General features: G+C 71.6%; 12 protein-coding genes. 3 read left to right on the top strand and 9 right to left on the bottom strand.

Translation table 11 applies throughout. The features are described 5' to 3' along the window. The first annotated feature begins 61 nt into the window (after nucleotides 1-61). Both CFN78_RS03660 and CFN78_RS03655 read left to right on the top strand, forming a co-directional pair. Nucleotides 62-2,167 (top strand): RecQ family ATP-dependent DNA helicase, encoded by a 2,106-nt coding sequence (locus tag CFN78_RS03660; RefSeq protein WP_094861149.1) that lies wholly within the window; start codon nucleotides 62-64, stop codon nucleotides 2,165-2,167. Between the two features lie 78 nt (nucleotides 2,168-2,245). Beyond that, a complete protein-coding gene (locus CFN78_RS03655) occupies nucleotides 2,246-3,526 on the top strand; it encodes an MFS transporter (protein ID WP_094861517.1) in 1,281 nt (426 codons plus the stop codon). A 25-nt stretch (nucleotides 3,527-3,551) separates the two neighbouring features. Here the strand turns inward: CFN78_RS03655 and proB are convergent, their stop codons facing one another. The 5 genes from proB to CFN78_RS03630 all read right to left on the bottom strand — a co-directional run bounded on the left by proB (nucleotide 3,552) and on the right by CFN78_RS03630 (nucleotide 10,229). Continuing rightward, on the bottom strand, nucleotides 3,552-4,658 hold the full coding sequence (gene proB / locus CFN78_RS03650) for a glutamate 5-kinase (protein WP_094861516.1): 1,107 nt from the start codon (nucleotides 4,656-4,658) through the stop codon (nucleotides 3,552-3,554). After that, nucleotides 4,651-6,138 (bottom strand): GTPase ObgE, encoded by a 1,488-nt coding sequence (gene obgE / locus CFN78_RS03645; RefSeq protein ID WP_094861148.1) that lies wholly within the window; start codon nucleotides 6,136-6,138, stop codon nucleotides 4,651-4,653. The genes proB and obgE overlap by 8 nt, the downstream gene beginning before the upstream one ends. 146 nt (nucleotides 6,139-6,284) lie before the next feature. After that, on the bottom strand, nucleotides 6,285-6,542 hold the full coding sequence (gene rpmA / locus CFN78_RS03640) for a 50S ribosomal protein L27 (protein WP_094861147.1): 258 nt from the start codon (nucleotides 6,540-6,542) through the stop codon (nucleotides 6,285-6,287). A 34-nt stretch (nucleotides 6,543-6,576) separates the two neighbouring features. Further along, nucleotides 6,577-6,891, bottom strand: a complete 315-nt coding sequence (gene rplU / locus CFN78_RS03635) for a 50S ribosomal protein L21 (protein ID WP_094861146.1) — start codon at nucleotides 6,889-6,891, stop codon at nucleotides 6,577-6,579. Nucleotides 6,892-7,049: 158 nt separating this feature from the next. Beyond that, the gene (locus CFN78_RS03630; protein WP_094861145.1) at nucleotides 7,050-10,229 is read right to left on the bottom strand and encodes a translation initiation factor IF-2 N-terminal domain-containing protein; all 3,180 of its coding nucleotides are present in this window, start codon (nucleotides 10,227-10,229) and stop codon (nucleotides 7,050-7,052) included. Nucleotides 10,230-10,830: 601 nt separating this feature from the next. Here CFN78_RS03630 and CFN78_RS03625 point away from each other — a divergent pair. Next, complete coding sequence (locus tag CFN78_RS03625) at nucleotides 10,831-12,291, top strand: S8 family peptidase (protein ID WP_420807846.1); 1,461 nt, start codon at nucleotides 10,831-10,833, stop codon at nucleotides 12,289-12,291. An 8-nt stretch (nucleotides 12,292-12,299) separates the two neighbouring features. On the opposite strand, the gene CFN78_RS03620 is transcribed toward CFN78_RS03625, so the two are convergent. The 4 genes from CFN78_RS03620 to CFN78_RS03605 all read right to left on the bottom strand — a co-directional run bounded on the left by CFN78_RS03620 (nucleotide 12,300) and on the right by CFN78_RS03605 (nucleotide 18,471). Further along, a complete protein-coding gene (locus CFN78_RS03620) occupies nucleotides 12,300-13,127 on the bottom strand; it encodes an ABC transporter permease (protein ID WP_094861143.1) in 828 nt (275 codons plus the stop codon). A 1-nt stretch (nucleotide 13,128) separates the two neighbouring features. Then, nucleotides 13,129-13,935, bottom strand: coding sequence for an ABC transporter permease (locus CFN78_RS03615; RefSeq protein ID WP_094861142.1), 807 nt, complete (start codon nucleotides 13,933-13,935; stop codon nucleotides 13,129-13,131). Further along, nucleotides 13,935-14,849: an ABC transporter ATP-binding protein gene (locus tag CFN78_RS03610; RefSeq protein WP_094861515.1), complete on the bottom strand. Its 915-nt coding sequence runs from the start codon at nucleotides 14,847-14,849 to the stop codon at nucleotides 13,935-13,937. Before CFN78_RS03610 ends, CFN78_RS03615 begins: the two co-directional genes overlap by 1 nt. Nucleotides 14,850-15,102: 253 nt before the next feature. After that, nucleotides 15,103-18,471, bottom strand: coding sequence for a phosphodiester glycosidase family protein (locus CFN78_RS03605; RefSeq protein ID WP_094861141.1), 3,369 nt, complete (start codon nucleotides 18,469-18,471; stop codon nucleotides 15,103-15,105). Nucleotides 18,472-18,657 lie beyond the last annotated feature (186 nt).

The following is an 18,657-nucleotide window of genomic DNA, read 5'->3' as shown; positions in this document are numbered from 1 at the left end:
CGCGGCGATCCGATCCCCCTCGGCGGCGCCGTCGTCGGACGGATGGGGTAGACGTGGAGCCGTGGACACCAGCACCCTGCGCACCCGGGCCGAGGAACTCCTCCGCGCACTCGCCGGCGAGGACGCCATCCTGCGCGACGACCAGTGGACGGCGATCGAGGCGCTCGTCGCGCACCAGCGGCGAGCGCTGGTCGTGCAGCGCACCGGCTGGGGCAAGTCGGCGGTGTACTTCCTCGCCACCGCGCTGCTGCGGGAGCAGGGTGCCGGGCCGACGGTCATCATCTCCCCGCTGCTCGCCCTGATGCGCAACCAGATCTCGGCCGCGGCCAGGGCCGGGATCCACGCGGCGACGATGAACTCGGCGAACGCGCAGAACTGGGACGAGGTGCAGGCCGCCGTCACCGCCGGAGAGGTCGACGTGCTGCTGGTGAGCCCGGAACGGCTCAACAATCCGGACTTCCGCGACACGGTGCTGCCCAAGCTCACCGCCTCCGCCGGGCTGCTCGTGGTGGACGAGGCGCACTGCATCTCCGACTGGGGCCACGACTTCCGGCCGGACTACCGGCGGCTGCGCACGCTCCTGGGCGATCTACCGGACGGGGTGCCGGTACTCGCGACCACGGCCACCGCGAACGACCGGGTCGCCACCGACGTCGCCGAGCAGCTCGGCATCGGGCACGAGAACGGCACACTGGTGCTGCGCGGCCCGCTCGACCGGGAGAGCCTGCGCCTCGCGGTCGCGACCCTGCCGACCCCGCAGGCGCGGCTGTCCTGGCTCGCGGAGCACCTGGGCGAGCTGCCCGGGTCCGGGATCATCTACACGCTCACGGTCGCCGCCGCGCACGACGTCGCCGGGCTGCTCACCGAGCACGGATTCCCGGTGAGCGCCTACACCGGCAAGACCGATCCGGCGGAACGGCAGGCCGCCGAGGACGATCTGCTGGCCAACCGGGTCAAGGCGCTGGTCGCGACCTCCGCGCTCGGCATGGGTTTCGACAAGCCGGACCTGGGGTTCGTGGTGCACCTGGGCGCACCCTCGTCCCCGATCGCCTACTACCAGCAGGTCGGCCGCGCCGGCCGCGGGGTGCGGCACGCCGAGGTGGTGCTCCTGCCGGGCCGCGAGGACGTCGACATCTGGCGGTATTTCGGCTCGCTGGCGTTCCCGGAGGAACGGCGCGTCACCCAGGTGCTCAACGCACTGTCCTATGCGGACCGTCCACTGTCGACGGCCGCGCTGGAACCGAGCGTCGAGTTGTCGCGCTCGCGGCTGGAGATGGTGCTGAAAGTGCTCGACGTCGACGGCGCGGTCCGCCGTGTACGCGGCGGATGGGTCTCCACCGGCGAGCCGTGGGCGTACGACGAGCAACGTTACGAGCGTGTACGCACCGCCCGCGATGCCGAGCAACAGGCGATGCTCGACTACATCGGCACCACGGGCTGCCGCATGGAGTTCCTCCTGCGGCAGCTCGACGACCCGCATGCCGCGCCCTGCGGCCGGTGCGACAACTGCACCGGAGCGCACTGGGACACCGCGGTCTCCGAGAGCACCGCCACCTCGACCCGGGAACGGCTGAGCAGGCCGGGCGTGGAACTGGCGCCACGCAAGCAGTGGCCCACCGGGATGGCCTCACTCGACGTGCCGCTCTCCGGGAAGATCCCGGCGGACGAACTGGCCGAGTCCGGCCGCACGCTCGGCAGGCTCACCGACGTCGGCTGGGGCAACCGATTACGGGAGATCGTCGGCGACCGGGCCACGGACGGCCCGGTGCCCGATCCGGTGTTCGCCGCCTGCCTGACCGTGCTGGCCGCCTGGGACTGGGCGGAGCGGCCGGTCGCGGTGGCCGGGATCGCCTCGCACACCAGGCCGGGGCTGACCGGCGACCTGACCGCCAGGCTCGCGTCCGTCGGCAAGCTCACCCATCTCGGCCGGCTGGACGCCCTCGGCCCGCCACCGCGCCGGGCGAACAGCGCGCAGCGGCTCGCCGACCTGTGGGGACGGCTGGCGCTACCGGAGGAGCTGCGCGACCGGATCGCCGAGCTGGACGGGCCGATCCTGCTCGTCGACGATCTCGTGGACACCGGCTGGACGATGACGCTCGCCGTCCGGCTGCTCCGCACCGCCGGGGCGCGGGCGGTGCTGCCGTTCGCACTGGCGAGTTCCGCCTGATCCGGCGGCGCGACGTTCCGTTTCACCCGTCTGTGTGGCAGGGTGCCAACTCATTCTGCCCGGAGCGTGGAGGTGGACGTGGCCGATCCGCTGGCCGAGAAACCGGTCGCACACCGGTTGCCGGTACGGAAACTGTTCGCCGCCAGTGTCGGCAACGCCCTGGAATGGTTCGACTGGACCATTTACGCGACCTTCAGCATCTACTTCGGTGCCGCCTTCTTTCCCGGTGAGCTGTCCGACGTCAACACCTTCGCCACCTACGCGCTGGCGTTCTTCTTCCGTCCGCTGGGCGGCGTGCTGCTGGGCCGGTTCGCCGACCTCAGGGGCCGCAAGCCGGCGATGATCTTCACGATCGTGCTGATGGCCGGTGGTTCGGTGATGATCGGCATCCTGCCGACCTACGAGCAGGTCGGCTGGCTCGCACCGGCGCTGCTGCTGCTGGCGCGGATCGGGCAGGGGATCTCGCTCGGCGGCGAGGTCTCCAACGCCTCCGCCTACCTCGGTGAGGTGGCGCCGTCGAGATGGCGGGGGCGCTACTCCTCGTTCTTCTACATCTCCACCGGGACGGCGGTGCTGTTCGCCTCGGTGCTCGGTTTCGTGCTGTCCCGCAGCCTGGACCAGGCGGCCCTGGAGAGCTGGGGCTGGCGGCTCCCGTTCATCCTCGGCGGCGTCCTGGGCGTGATCGGATTGTGGTTGCGCCGCAGCCTGTCCGAGACCGAGCAGTTCGAGGACAACAAGGCCGAGGCCCGCCGTGTCCGGCGGCCACTGCTGACGACGCTGCGCGAGCATCCCCGCGCGGTCGGCATGCTCGTCGGCTTCACCATGCTGTCCACGCTCTGCTACTACACGTTCTTCTCGGCACTGACCCCGTTCGCGGTGAAGACCCGGCAGGCCGACGATGTGGACGTGTTCCTCGCGCTGTCGGTGGGCACCGCACTGTTCGTCGCCCTGCAGTACCCCATGGGCGCGCTGTCCGACCGGTTCGGGCGAAAACCGCAACTGCTCGTGTGGTCGGCGGCGACCGCCGTGCTCATCGTGCCGCTGTCGACGCTGGTGCGGCCGGGCATCGGCGGACTGATCGTGGTGTTCTGTGTCGGGCTCGGCCTGTACAGCGCGATGACCTCACTGGCGCCGGCGATCATGAGCGAACTGTTCCCGACGACTCTGCGCGGACTCGGTATCGGTGCTTGGTACAACCTGACGGTCGCCGTGTTCGGCGGTACCGCTCCCCTGCTGATCGCCGCACTGGCGAAGGCGGACGCCTCGGAGGTGTTCTTCTGGTACGTGGCCGTCGCGGCGGCGGTGACGTTCCTGGTGGTGCTGACCATGCCGGAGACGAAGGGGACGGAGCTGCGCTGAGCCCGAGGCCGGGCCGGTGGCCGGGTCAGTGCAGCGGGACCAGATCGTCAGCGTGCACGACCTCGCGGCGCTGCTCGGCCGGAACCTCGTGGCTGGACAGCCCGATCAGTGCGGGAAGTTCCGCCGAGTCGAAGGCGACCACCCCGCGAGCCACGACCGTGCCCGCCGGATCGGCGAGATCGACCACGTCACCGGCGTGGAACTCCCCGTCCACCCCGGTGATCCCGGCCGCCAGCAGCGAACGCCTGCGTCCCATGACGGCGGTGACGGCACCCTCGTCCAGCCGCAGCCTGCCTGCGGTGCCCGCGGCGTGGCCGAGCCAGAAACGCCGTGCGGACAGGCGTGCCGGGGCGGCGGCGAAAGCCGTGCCGACGTCGGCGGGGCCGAGCGCGCGTGCGGCGTCGGCCGCGGCGGCGAGCAGTACCGGGATGCCCGATCCGGCGGCGGTACGCGCCGCCGCCAGCTTCGACACCATGCCGCCGGTACCGAGACCGGAACTCGACATGCCCACGGAGATTCCGTCCACATCGGACTGACCGGTGACCTCGGCGATCCGCCGAGTCGCCCCGTCGCGGGGATCCCCGTCGTAGAGAGCGTCCACATCGGACAGTAGGACAAGCGCGTCGGCCCCGACGAGGTGCGCGGCGAGTGCCGCCAGCCGATCGTTGTCGCCGAACCGGATCTCCTCAGTGGCGACGGTGTCGTTCTCGTTCACCACCGGCACCGCGCCGAGGGCCAGCAACCGGGAGAAGGTGCGCTGCGCGTTGCGGTAATGCGCGCGGCGAACCATGTCGTCGGAGGTGAGCAGCACCTGGCCGACGGTGAGCGCGTGGCGGCCGAAGGACTCGGCGTAGGCGTGGGCGAGGGCGAGCTGACCGACGCTGGCGGCGGCCTGCTGGGTCGCCAGGTCGCGCGGCCTGGCACCGAGCGCGAGTGGAGCGAGTCCCGCGCCGATCGCGCCGGAGGAGACCAGCACGATCTGGCTACCCGTCGCCACCCGGGACGCGATCGCGTCGACCAGCCTGTCGAGACGAGCCACGTCGAGCCCGTCGCCCGCGGTGGTCAGCGCCGAGGAGCCGACCTTGACGACGATTCTTCCCGCGGCGGCGATCGCCGTTCTGGCGTCACTCACCATGGCGGACCGTCACGTCGTCCGCGGCGCCGTCGAGCTCACCATCCTCGTCGGGCTCACCTTCGCGGCGGCGCTTGCGCGCCTCCTTGCGTTCGGCCGCGCCGACGCGGCTCTGGTCTTCGAGCCGGGCGTCGGTGCCGCGGCCGGACATGTGGGCGGCCACCCCGGCCGGGGTGGAGGGCTCCCAGTCGAACGAGACGTCGCCGATGGTGACCTGGCTGCCCGGCTCGGCACCCGCGCGGGCCAGCGCCTCCTCGACGCCCAGCCGGTTGAGCCGGTCACCGAGGTAGCCGACGGCCTCGTCGTTGCTGAAGTCGGTCTGCCGCACCCAGCGTTCGGGGCGGTGCCCGTGGACGGTGAAGGAGTCGGCCTCGTCCTCGTCGCGGACGACGGTGAAGCCCGCCTCGTCCACGGCGTGCGGACGCAGCACGATCTGCTGTGCCTCGGCGGCGGGCTGCTCCGCGCGGTACCGCTCCACGACCGAGCCGAGCGCGTACGTCAGTTCGCGGAGTCCCTTGCGGGAGGCCGTGGAGACCTCGAAGACCGGCAGGCCGCGGGCTTCCAGGTCGGAGCGGACGAGTTCGGCGAGTTCGGCCGCCTCCGGAACGTCGATCTTGTTCAACACGGCAACCCTCGGCCGGTCGGCCAGGTCGCCGCCGAGACTGGGCGTGTAGCGCGCCAGTTCCTCTTCCAGAGCGTCCACATCGGACAGTGGATCGCGCCCGGACTCGTAGGTGGCGCAGTCGATCACGTGCACCAGGACGGCGCAGCGCTCGATGTGCCGGAGGAAGTCGAGGCCGAGCCCCTTGCCCTGACTCGCCCCCGGAATGAGGCCGGGGACGTCGGCCATGGTGAACACGGTCTCGCCCGCGGTGACGACACCGAGGTTGGGCACCAGCGTGGTGAAGGGGTAGTCGGCGATCTTCGGCTTGGCCGCGGAGAGCACCGAGATGAGCGAGGACTTGCCCGCCGACGGGAAACCGAGCAACCCGACGTCGGCCACCGATCGCAGTTCCAGCACCAGATCGCGCGCCTCACCGGGCTCGCCGAGCAGCGCGAAACCGGGCGCCTTGCGCGCCTTCGACGACAGCGCGGCGTTGCCGAGCCCGCCACGCCCGCCCTGCGCCGCGACGAAGGTGGTGCCCGGGCCGATCAGATCGGCGACGACCTCGCCGCTCTCCGTCAGCACCACGGTGCCGTCCGGAACGTGCATCTCCAGGGTCTGGCCCGCGGCACCGGCCCGGTGGCTGCCCTGTCCCTGCTTGCCGTTGCCCGCACGCGCGTGCGGGCGGAAGTGGAAGTCGAGCAGGGTATGCACGTTCGGGTCGACGATCAGCAGCACATCGCCGCCGTTGCCACCGTTGCCGCCGTCCGGGCCGCCGAGTGGTTTGAACTTCTCGCGGTGCACCGAGGCACAGCCGTTCCCGCCGTCACCGGCGGCCAGATGGATCACCGCGCGGTCAACGAACCGGGACGCCATGTCTTGCCTCTCTCATCACAGGAAACCACACACTCGGTGGAACAAGACCGACGCGATCGCCGGACCTCTCACACGAAAACGAGGGGCGGCACCGGAACATTCCGGCGCCGCCCCTCGAATGAACTTCTCGCGTGACCGCCCAGAACTCAGGCGTCCACGGGAACGATGTTCACGGTCTTGCGACCGCGCTTCGCGCCGAACTCGACGGCACCGGCCGCGAGCGCGAACAGCGTGTCGTCGCCGCCACGGCCGACGTTGACGCCCGGGTGGAACTTGGTGCCGCGCTGACGCACCAGGATCTCGCCCGCGAGGACTTCCTGGCCACCGAAGCGCTTGACCCCGAGCCGCTGGGCATTGGAGTCGCGGCCGTTACGGGAGCTGGACGCACCCTTCTTGTGTGCCATGGCTGCTCAGCCTCTTCTGCTAGGTGTGACGGTCTTACTTGCTGATACCGGTGACCTCAAGGCGGGTCAGCTTCTGCCGGTGACCCTGCCGCTTGTGGTAGCCGGTCTTGTTCTTGAACTTGTGGATGCGGATCTTGGGGCCCTTGGTCTGCTCGACGACCTTGCCGATGACCGAGACCTTCGCCAGCGCGTCAGCGTCCGTGGTGACCTCGCCGCCATCTACGTGCAGTACAGCGGGGAAGGTGTGCTCGGTACCCGGCTCGCCCTCAAGCTTCTCGACCTCGACGACGTCGCCGACGGCCACCTTGTACTGCTTGCCGCCGGTCTTGACGATCGCGTACGCCGACACGGAAGTCTCCTGCTTGCTCGACAATGGGTGGGGGCTTGCGCGAACCGTCCCACACCCGGCGGTCCGGTGTTCGCGCAATAGGACCGCACCGAGTGCGGACCGTCTTACAGGTTACGGTGCGCCCGAAATGGGGGGCGCACCGGGGTCGGGAACAGTGATCAGCCGTTGTCCCCGGCATCCACCGGCGGGCCCGCCGGACGGGAGGCGACCCTGCGTGCCCGCCTGCGCACCGGACGAGCCGGAGCGGCGGACTCGCCGCCCGGGGCCCCGGTCCCGGCGGGTCCGGCGTCGGCCGGTGCGGGAGTGGCGACGGAACCCTCGGCTCCGCTGTCGCCGGTCCGCTCGGCGGGTGTGCCCGCGTGGTGACCGTTGGTGGGTCGCCGCGCCGCTTCGGCGTCTGCCGTGCCCGCGACCGTGGTGGAGGCTGCGGCGTCCCCGGTACCGGCACCCGCGTCCCTGCTCGCCGAACCGGCGCTGCGGGTGGCCCTGCCACGGCGGGTACGGCCCTTGGGCGCGTTCTCCTTGGCCGTGGCGTCCTTCGGCCCGTTCTCCCCGGTACCGCCGTTCGTGGCGGCAGTGGTGTCCTCGGTGGAGGAACCGTCCCCGGCGGTGGCGCGTTCACCGGACACCGTGTCCGGCTCGTCCTTGTGCGCGACCTTCGAGGCGTTCGCCATCGCCTGGACGGCGCTGACCACGGACTCGCGCTGCTCGGGCGTCGGTGCGGGCGGGGTGCCGCCGGGCGTGCCGCCCTTGACGGGCTCCGACTGGCCGGAGTCCTCACCCTTGCCACGACCACGCGAGCGACGGGCACCCTGCTGCTGGCCACCGCCGCCGTTGCCACCACCGCCGCCGTTGCCCTTCTGCGGCTCGGTGGACACCAGGACGCCTCGACCCTTGCAGTGCTCGCACGTCGTGGAGAACGCTTCGATCAGGCCGGTACCGACACGCTTGCGTGTCATCTGGACCAGACCCAGCGAGGTGACCTCGGCGACCTGGTGGCGGGTGCGGTCCCGGCCGAGGCACTCGGTGAGCCTGCGCAGCACGAGGTCGCGGTTGGACTCCAGCACCATGTCGATGAAGTCGATGACGATGATCCCGCCGATGTCGCGCAGCCGGAGCTGGCGGACGATCTCCTCGGCGGATTCCAGGTTGTTCCTGGTCACCGTCTCCTCGAGGTTGCCGCCGGAGCCGGTGTACTTGCCGGTGTTGACGTCGATCACGGTCATCGCCTCGGTGCGGTCGATGACCAGGTAGCCACCGGAGGGCAGCCAGACCTTGCGGTCGAGTGCCTTGGTGATCTGCTCGTCGATGCGGTAGTCGGCGAACACGTCGCCGGTGCCGGTGTAGCGCTTGAGGCGGTCGGCCAGGTCGGGGGCGACGTGCTCCACGTAGGAGTGGATGGTCTCCCACGCGGTGCCGCCCTGGACCTCGAGCTTGACGAAGTCCTCGGTGAACAGGTCGCGGACGACCTTCACCAGTAGGTCCGGCTCCTCGTAGAGCATCGTCGGCGCGCCGGACTTCTTGCCGGACTTGCCGGTGTTGCCCTCGGCCTTCTCCTTGATGACGTCCCACTGGGCCTTGAGCCTGCGGACGTCGCGGTCGAGTTCCTCCTCGCTGACGCCCTCCGAGGCGGTGCGGATGATGACGCCCGCGTCCTCGGGGACGATGCGCTTGAGGATGTCCTTGAGCCTGCGCCGCTCGTTCTCCGGCAGCTTGCGGGAGATGCCGGTGGCACCGCCGGCGGGGACGTAGACCAGGAAGCGGCCGGGCAGCGAGATCTGGGTGGTCAGCCGTGCGCCCTTGTGCCCGATCGGGTCCTTGGTGACCTGGACGAGCACGCTGTCGCCGGAGGAGAGGGCCTGCTCGATCTTGCGGGCCTTGCCTTCCAGGCCCGCGGCGTCCCAGTCGACCTCGCCGGCGTAGAGCACCGCGTTGCGGCCGCGGCCGATGTCGATGAACGCCGCTTCCATGGACGGCAGCACGTTCTGCACGCGGCCCAGGTAGACGTTGCCGACGATCGAGCCGCTGCCGGAGGAGGTGACGAAGTGCTCGCAGAGCACGCCGTCCTCCAGCACGCCGATCTGCGTGGAGTCGCCGTGCTCGGCGACGACCATGGTGCGCTCGACGGCCTCGCGGCGGGCGAGGAACTCGGCCTCGGACAGGATCGGCGCGCGACGGCGGCCCGCCTCGCGACCGTCCCGGCGGCGCTGGCGCTTGGCCTCCAGCCGGGTTGATCCGCGGACGCTGCGCACGCCGTCGCCGCGGGTACGCTCACCGGTGCCGCCGTCGGGCTTCGACTCGCGGACGTGCGTGACGGTGTTGGGCGGGTCGTCGGGGGTGTTGCCGCCGCCGTCTCCCTCGGCGCTGTCGCCGCCCTTGCGACGCCGGCGCCGCCTGCGGCGCTTGCCACCGGACTCGCCGTCGTCCTCGGAGTCGGCGTCGCCGCCGCTGTCCGCGCCCTTCTCGGACGGCTTGTCGCCGCCCTTGTCGGCGTTCTTGTCGCTTGCCTTGTCCGAGGTCTTGTCGTTCTTCTCGGCCTTGCGGTCGCCGGAGTCCTTCGCGTCCCTGCCGTCGTCGCCGGAGTCCCTGCGCCGGTCAGCGGTGTCGCCCTCGGACTGCTCCTCGTCCTGCTGACCGTCACGGGCGTCGTCGCCGCCCTTGCCCCGGCCGCGTCCGCGACGTCCACGGCGACGGCGGCGCCTGCCGCCCTCGTCGTCGTCCGCGTCGTCCTCGGCACGATCCGCGGGGCCGGTCCCGCTGTCGGAGTCGGAGCGGTCGGAGTCGGAACGGTCCTTCTCGGAACGGTCGGACTCGGAACGGCGCTCGGGGGGCTTGGACCGGACGGGCTCGTCCTCCTCGTCCTCCGGCGGCAGGAACACCGGCGAGGGCGCGGCGAATACGGGCAGGTGGGCGGGTCCGCGGCGGCCGCGGCTCGGCGTGCTCGCCTGCTGCTCCTCGTCGGTCGCCACTCGCGTGGCGAACGGCCGGGCACGCTCGGCGGCCGTTGCCGGGGCCGGGGACCGCTCGGGTTCGGTGGCCTGCGGTTCCGGTGCCCGCACGGCACCGGCCGGGGTGGCCTGCTCGGCTCCCTCGCCCGCACCGTCGGCATCCAGTTCGGCGGCGACCTTCAGGGCCACCTCGCGGGTCACGCTGGACTGGGCGCTGCGCGCCGTCTCACCGAGCTGGGTCAGTGTCGCCAGCAGTTCCCGGCTGCTCTTGCCGAGCAGTTTCGCCAGGGCGTGTACCCGGATCCTGGCCGGCAGGTCTGCCAGCGGGCCGTTCCCGGGTGCGGCGGTAGCCCCGCCACTGTTCTCGGCGGGTGTTTCCGCGTTCGACATGTATCTCCTCCGCCCCCGGGCGCGTCAGCCAGCTCGGACCGGCCGGGAGCATTTCCCGATGCCGGTACCGGCTGAAAGGACGCGGCCGCGCAGGGGCCCTTTCTGTTGTGTTCCGTCGTGGTGGTCACCGACGACGGCAATCCTTACCTCACACCGCCACGGCACCGGAGGATCCGGCGGCCGACGACGGCAGGTCCGCTCGGCGACACGCGGGCTGGGCTCATAGCGTTTCGCCGCCTCCCACGTCGTCGAGCCGCCCGGCACCCACGGTGCTCACGGCGGCGACGACCCGGAACCCGGCCAGCACGTCACCGGGCCGCTGCGCCTGGTGGCTCCCGCACCTGGCGGGCCCATCGACTCAGCAGCCACCCCGAGTATCCCACACGTCCGGCCGGGCGGGTCCCACTCGGGCACGCGGGCGCGTCCCGCGGGTACAGACGTGCAGGCCGGGCACACTGCGGGGCACCGGCCGGGGGAACTTCGCGGAATGGCTTGTCCCCTCACGGGCGGGTGGCTACCGTTCGGCTCGAGGCAGGCCGAGGACCCCATCGAGCCAGGCACGACGACCTCACGACCACGACATTCCCCATGGAGGCGCCCGGTGTCCGTGCTGGGGCGGGTCTCGGCGGCGATCGGCTGCGCCGCGCTGACCGTGCTGGCCCAGGCCGTCCCGGTGACGCCGGTGGCGGCCGAGGATGACGCCGCCGACTGCGCCGCCGAGCGGGCCACTCGCTACGTCGTCCTGTTCGACCGGGGCACCCCAGAGGACGACGCGGGAACGCGGGCCCGGGACGCGTGCGGCGACCTCACCGGCTACTACCCCGAGATCGCGGTCGGCGTGGTGACCTCCGCCGATCCGCGTTTCACCGATCGCATGGGCCCCGGGCGCGCGTTCAGCGCCCAGGCCGAGCGCCGGGCCGCCGGCGGGGCGGGCAACGCGACCTCCCCGCGCGGGGAGCGGTCCGTTCCCGTCTCCTCGACCCGCGCGACGCTGGATCCGACCGACCCCGGTGCGATCCCCGCCACCGACCGCACCGATGAGCAGTGGGACATGGCGATGATCGGCGCCGACCGGGCGCGGGCCGTCTCCGGCGGCAGCGCGGACGTGGTGGTGGGCGTGCTCGATTCGGGAATCGACGCACGGCACCCCGACCTGGCCGATGCCGTGGAGCCCGCGTTGTCGGCCGGGTGCCTGTCCGGCGTCCCGGACACCACCGAGGACGCCTGGGCGCCGACGACCTCCGTGCACGGCACGCACGTGGCGGGCACGATCGCGGCCGCGGACGACGGCGCCGGCGTCACCGGCGTCGCTCCGGGCGTGCGGCTGGCCTCGGTGAAGGTCATCGACGATCGCGGCCGGGTCGACCCCGAGGCTGTGGTGTGCGGGCTGATGTGGGCGGCGCGGAAGGGTTTCGCGATCACCAACAGCAGCTTCGCCGTGGAGCCGTGGGCGCTGTCCTGCGCGCAGACCGAGCAGCGCGAGGTGGTGCGCGAGGCGCTCGCCCGGGCCACTTCCTACGCCACTTCCGCCGGGGTGCTCAACGTCGCGGCCGCCACGAACGAGTCGGTGAACCTGTCCCCGTCACCCGAGGGGCGGGCGACGGCACGGAGTTCCGGCTGCGACTCCCTGCCCGCGGGACTGCGCGACGTGGTGGCCGTGTCCGCCGTGGACGATGGAGGAGTCAAGGCCGGCTACAGCTCCTACGGACTGGGCGTGGTGGGGCTGGCGGCCCCGGGTGGGGATTCCGGCAGGTGCGTGCTGTCCACGGTGCCCGGCGGGTACGACTCGCTGTGCGGGACGTCGATGGCAGCGCCGCACGTGAGCGGGGTAGCGGCTCTGCTCGCCTCGGCCCGGCCGGACCGTGGCGTGCGAGAGCTGCGGACGGCGCTCGAGCGGCAGGCGGATCCGATCTCCTGCCCGACCGACTACGACCTCACCGGCGACGGCACCCAGGACGCCTACTGCGCCGGATACACCGCCTACAACGGCTTCTACGGTCACGGCATGGTCGACGCACTCGCCGCCGTCCGCGGCGGCACGGTGACGAGCGCGGCCGGCTGAGGGGCCGCTCAGCGCAGCAGCAGCCTGCCGAGCCTGCGCGAGGTGGCCCACAGGCCGATCCCCGCCATCACCACGAGATAGGCCACGTGGCCGAACATCGACGGGTCGAGCACACCGGTGAAGAACCCGCGCATCAGTTCCACACCGTGGTAGAGCGGGGTGCACTGGACGACCACCCGCAGCGCCTCCGGATACACCTCCAGCGGATAGAACGTGGTGGAGAACAGGAACATCGGCATCACGGCGAGGTTGATGAAGTCGAACTGCGAGGGGGTGCGCAGGAAAGTCGCGCAGGCCATGCCGATCGCCGCGAACGCGAAGGCCAGCAGCAGCGCGGTGGGCACCAGCAACAGCGACCACGGCGTGACGATGAGGCCCATCCCGCCCATCACGCCGTAGAACGCGAGGGAGTAGGCCCCGCCGCGCAGCACCGCCCAGGTGATCTCGCCGATGGCGATGTCCAGTGGACCGATCGGCGTGGCCAGCATCGCGTCGTAGAGCTTCGCGTAACGGAACTTGAAGAACACGTTGAAGGTGCTGTCGAACACCGCGCCGTTCATCGCCGAGGACGCGAGCAGCGCCGGGGCGACGAACGCCACGTAGCTGAGGACCTGGCCGCCGGGGCCGGCGACCTCGCCGACCAGCTTGCCGAACCCGATCTGGAAGGCGAGCAGGTAGAACAGCGGCTCCGCCACACCGGAGGCGAAGACCAGCCAGGCACGCGAGGACACCAGCGCGGATCGCTCCAGCAGCGCGCTCGCCCGTCCCGCGTAGAGGCCGGCGGGCAGAACGCGCAGCAGCAGCCCGCGGCGATGTTCCTGCTGTACGGGGACCACCTCACACCACCAGTCGCTTGTAGAACCAGTGCCGGGCGACGAGGAGCCCGGCGGTCACGACCGCGCCGAGGAACACCAGGTGCCCCAACGCGGGGACCAGGTCCAGACCGCCGAGAGTCGCTCCCCTGGCCAGTTCGTTGCCGTGCCAGAGCGGGGAGATCCAGGCCAGCCAGCGCAGGTACGCCGGGATCTGCTCGACGGGGAAGAAGGTGCCGGAGAACAGGATCATCGGCATCACGACGAACCGGAACAGCGAGGCGAACCGGGTTCCCTCGTCGAAGGTGGACGCCGCCATCGCCATCACCGGTGCGGCGCAGGCGATTCCGGTGAGCACCGCGACCAGCACGACGGCGAGTACCCCGGCGTTGAGCCAGGCGCCGAAGAGCGCCGCGACGATCGCGTAGACGATCCCGGCGAGACTTCCGCGCAGACCGACCCAGATGAGCTGGCCGCCGAGAAGCTGCCCCGGAGTGATCGGGGTGGCGGTGACGGCGATGTAGTCCTTCTGCCACTTGAAGCCGGACAGCACCGGGTAGCTGGACTCCCCCACTGCCTGCTGCACCGCTCCGGCGACCAGCAGCGCCGGGGCCACGTAGTGCAGATAGGACAGTCCGCCGGTGGCCGCGCCGGGCTGGACCTGCGAGCCGAAGCCGAGCCCCATCGCGGCGAGGTAGAACAGGGGCTGCAGTCCGGTGGAGTACAGATTGGACGTCCAGTAGCGGCGATACCAGGTCCAGTGCCCCTCGACACGCAGCCAGGCGGCGCGCCAGGAGTTCACCACCTGTCCGGTGGCGGGTGCGGCGGGCATCAGTCGACCAGCGTGCGGCCGGTGAGCCGGAGGAAGACGTCCTCCAGCGTGCTGCGGCGGACCAGGCTGGACACCGGCCGCACACCGCGGGCGTGCGCCTGTTCCAGTGCGGTCTCACCGGCCGCGGTGTAGAGCAGGATCCGGTCGGGCAGGACCTCGACGCGGTCGGCCAGGTCCTCGACCCCGGCGACCGCCGCCTGCTGCTCCCCCGGCGGGAAACGCAGTTCCAGTACCTCCCGGGTGGAGTGGCGCGCGATGAGTTCGGCGGGCGAACCCTCGGCGACGATCCGGCCGCCGTCCATCACCACGAGCCGGTCGCACAACTGCTCGGCCTCGTCCATGTAGTGGGTGGTGATGATCAGCGTGACACCCCGGGACTTGAGCCGGAAAAGCCTGTCCCACAACAGATGTCGGGCCTGCGGGTCAAGTCCGGTGGTGGGCTCGTCGAGCAGTAGCAGCTCCGGGTCGTTGACCAGTGACCGGGCAATGGTGAGCCGGCGCTTCATACCGCCGGAGAGCGGCTCGACCTCCTGGTCTGCGCGTTCGGTGAGCTGGGCGAACTCCATCAGTTCCTCGGCCTTGGCCCGCACGTGTGCGCGCGAGAGACCGAAGTAGCGACCGTAGACCTGCAGGTTCTGCCGGACGGTCAGCTCGTTGTCCAGGTTGTCCTGCTGCGGGACGACACCGAGGCGGGCGCGGATCCGGGGGCCGGCGAGGTCCGGGTCCATGCCGAGCACGGAGAGGTCTCCGTCGGTGCGGGGCGACACGCAGGCGATCATCCGCATGGTCGACGATTTGCCCGCGCCGTTCGGGCCCAGGAAGCCGAACGCCTCGCCCTGCCGCACATGCACATCGACCCCGCGGACCGCCTCGAAGTCGCCGAATCTCTTCACCAGCGCCTTGGCGCTGACCATCACCCCATCGTCCACCACCTCGACACGATCCCACGAGGCACCGACATTTTCGAGGAGTTTTCCACCTACTGCCAGCGCGCAGGTGAGGGTGCGGGCGTCGGCGATCATCACGCCGGTTGGGCCGCGATGCGGGGCCGGGCACGCTTCTGCCCGGTGTCGCGGAATCGGGCGATGGCTTGTCGGCATGGACCCGCGACGCTTGGTCGAGTCGGGGCGGGCCCCGGCCCGTGTGGCGGGCCGGGGCCTGTGCACCTCAGTTCACGGTGAGGGTGGCCGCGCGGGTGACGCCGTTGACGGTCACCCGCAACTCGGCGGTACCGGCTTTGAGTGCCGTGATCGTCCCGGTGGCAGGGTCGAAGGAGACCACGTGCTCCGGTCCGGGCGGCCCGTCTGCCGGGAAGTGCAACGCCGGGTCGCCGGCCCAGTCCGCGCCGACCGGGTAGGCCACCGGGATCTCCCGGTCGCCCTGTGCGACGGTCGCCGTCGCCGCCGCGGTGTCGCCCACCGCCAGCGGCCCCGGGGCGGTGAGGGTCAACTCGTCGACGTGCGCCCTGGTCTCGATCCGCACCGGCTGTGCGGCATCGTCCGGATCGACGCGGACCAGGCTCCAGCCGGTGAACCCGCCGTCGCCGGGCGCGGCGGCGGGAGCCTTGCCCGAGTTGCCGTTCACGAGGTACGGCACACCATCCACTCTGGACAGTGAGAACACGCCGGCGTGCGAGGTGACCGCACCCGCTGACTTGCCCGACTCCCGCTCGAACCCGGACAGCCAGTCGGTCACCAGGTCGGCCTCCTTGGCGTCCTCCAGTTCGGAGTTGCCCGCGGGCGCGGGATCGTCGACGGGGTGGTGCATGGCGACCAGCACGCCACGCACCGCCGGGTCGGCGGCCGCGCCGTCGAGCGCCTCGCGCAGCATCCGCACCTGATCGAAACCGCCCGCGCGCAGGCTGCCCCGCGAGGAATCCAGTCGTACCAACCGGATTCCCTCGATGTCCTCGACACCGGACGGGGCACCGAACTCGGCCTGGAACTCGGCCAGCCCGTCGCCGCCCTCGGCCTCGTGGTTGCCCGGCACGTAGCGCCACGGCACCTTGCCCTCGAGTTCCTCGGCGATGATCGTGCGGGCGAGCGCGAAGTCCGGCGCGGTGCCCCGGTCGGTCAGGTCACCGTTGATCAGTACCAGGTCCGGTTTCGCCGCCACGGCCTCGCGCATCGACCGGCGGGCCTGCGCGACCAGCGGCGATTCCGGGTCGTCCGCGGTGAACTGCGCGTCGCTGACGACCGCGACCCGCAGCCCCTCCGGCGCCGTCACGCCGTCGGTGACCAGCGCCGGGTCCGGCACCCTCGGGTCGGCGGGCGGGCGCGCGTCCGGCGAGACCGACGCGGTCAGGTCGTCGAATTCGAGCCTGCCCGAGTACGCCTGGTCGGGCGCGTTCTCCACCGCGTAGAACTTGCTCAGTTTCTGCCCGGCGGGCAAGCCGTCCGGCAGGGCGGTATCGACATAGCGCCAGCCGGTCCAGTCCACCTCCAGGGACAGGTCGACCACGGTGGCGACCTCGGCCGCGTCGCGCAGCTCCGCGCGCACCCAGGCGCCCTTGCCGTCCCCGTTGATCCACATGCCGAAGCGCTGTGTGCCCGGTGGAAGCTCGACCGGCTGGTCGGCGTTGACGTAGGCGGCACGGGTCGCCGTGGTCCCGTCGAGCCGGTAGTCCAGTCCCAGTCCCTGGCCGCCCTCGTGGCCGGGTGCCTCGTCGATCGCGGCGCCGACGCCCTCCGGGAAGACGCTCGCCGTCCAGCCCGCCGGGCCGTCCAGCCCGGAGAGCGTCTCGGGGGAACTGCCCACGGACGCGGCGAGGTGGCTGGTCAGCCCGCCCGCGGTGACCTTGATGTTGCTCGCCCCGGAGGCGGTCAGCGCCGTCACGCGGAACTGGTCACCCGCCTCGGTCACCTCGACGACCTTCGGGTCGTAGTCGAGCGTGACGTCCCGGGGGGCCAGCCAGGTGCCGTAACCGTCGGCGTCGTAGCCGTAGACGGAGAAGGTGCCGGTGTCGCCCGACTTGGCGAGCCCGAGTTGTTCGGTGCTGGTGCCCAGCCGCACGGGTTCGCCGAGCACGGTCATGGTGGTGCTGCCGCTGATCCCGCCGTTCGACGCGCTCACCTCGACCTCCGCGCGGCGCCCCGGGTCGCCGGGGTCCGCCTTGCCGGTGAACACATCGCCGGCGACCTCGCCTCGTCCGGGATTCGCGCTACTCCAGGTGGTGTCGGTGGTGACGGGGGCGCCGGACTCGTCGTGCCCGCCGGGGACAAGCCTGCGGGACAGTCCGGACAGGACACGCTCGGCGTCGTCGCCGGGTGAGGCCGTGTGCGGCGCGAAGCCGGTGAGTTCCCCGCTGCCGGGCGGGGTCGCGAAGCCGAAACCGTTGGGCACCGGTCGCTGCGGCCCGTCGGCGGGCAGGTTGCGCACGCTGGGACCGGCGTCGCCGACCGGTCGGGCGAGCATGGTGGTGGATCCGCCGCCGTCGAAGTTGACCGCGTCGTCGGCGCCGAGGGACTTCATGTGCCGGGCGATGTCCAGCTCGGTCATGCCCCGGCTGATGCCGGTGCCGTCCACGGTGACCAGCCACATCCTGCTGCCGTCCGCGGAGAAGCCCGCCGCGGTGCGGGGGTGCTTGGTGCCGTCGTCGAGGGGTTCCTGGATCACGCCGTCCCGGACCAGCGTCTTGCTGCCACCGACCGCGACGGCGATCTCGCCCGCGTCACTGCGGGGCGCGTAGCTCACGCCCACCGCGTCACCGGGCTTCAGGCCGGCCAGCACGTCGGCGCCCGCGTCCCGGGCGAGCAGGACGGTGCTGCCGGCCGGGATCGGGCCGTCCACCGGCTGCGGGCGCACCTCGGCCACCACGCCGTCGCGGATCTCGACCTCGGTGACGCGCTGCGCGCCGAGCACCGCCGTCGAGCGGGATGCCTGGCCCCACAAGGGTGTGTAGACGCCGATGCCGTCGGCAGGCAGCACCGGGCCGTTCAGGTTGCTCGCGGGCGCGCGCACGTCGCCGGGCAGGGTGACGGTCGCGTCGAGGAAGACCTCGGCGAGCCTGGCCTGTCCTTCGGCGGTGACGCTGGCGGTCAGGTTGTGGCCCTCGGCGGGGGCGTTCTGCAGCTCGCCGTCGGCGATCCCGACACCGTCCGGTGCCCCGGTCGCGTTCATGTCGAAGAAGTCGCCGTTGACGCCGGCGACCGCACCGCTGCGTTCGACCTGTTCGGACAGCGGCGTGCGGTCGGCGACCACGCCGGGGTTCAGGTAGGTCGGCACGGGCCCGGCCGCCATGTCGACGGTGAGCGTGTCCCCGCGGATCCAGCCGTTCGGGTCGAAGCGGTCGAATTCGGTGAGTTCCAGACCGGGACCGACCGGGACGGTGGAGCTGCTGGTGACCAGCCCCTCGTCGGGCTCGGCGGCGGGTGCGTGCACGGAGGGCCGCTCCCCCGCCGAGGACGGGCTGGGCGCGGCCTCGATGGGCGGGGGGCCCAACGGCGCCGCGAGCGGGTCGGCGGCGACCGGGATGGCGAGCGCGGTGGCCGCGGCGGCGACCACGGCCAGTACGACCACGGAACGTGACTTCTTCACCCATTACCCCACAGATTGGTGAACATTTCGAGCGATAGCTCACCGTATCGGGGGACGGAAGGGAAGGGGTTCCGGGATGAACACGTCGAACAGCGGACGATGGAGTGAACGTGAACGGGCCGCGTCACCCGTGGGTGACGCGGCCCGTCGACGCCTGCTGCCGACCGTTCTACCCGGTCGGCACGA

It is taken from the genome of Amycolatopsis antarctica, from assembly GCF_002262875.1.
Classification (GTDB): domain Bacteria; phylum Actinomycetota; class Actinomycetes; order Mycobacteriales; family Pseudonocardiaceae; genus Amycolatopsis; species Amycolatopsis antarctica.
Note: the sequence above shows the minus strand (reverse complement) of the source record. Positions and strands in the feature narration are given on the sequence as shown.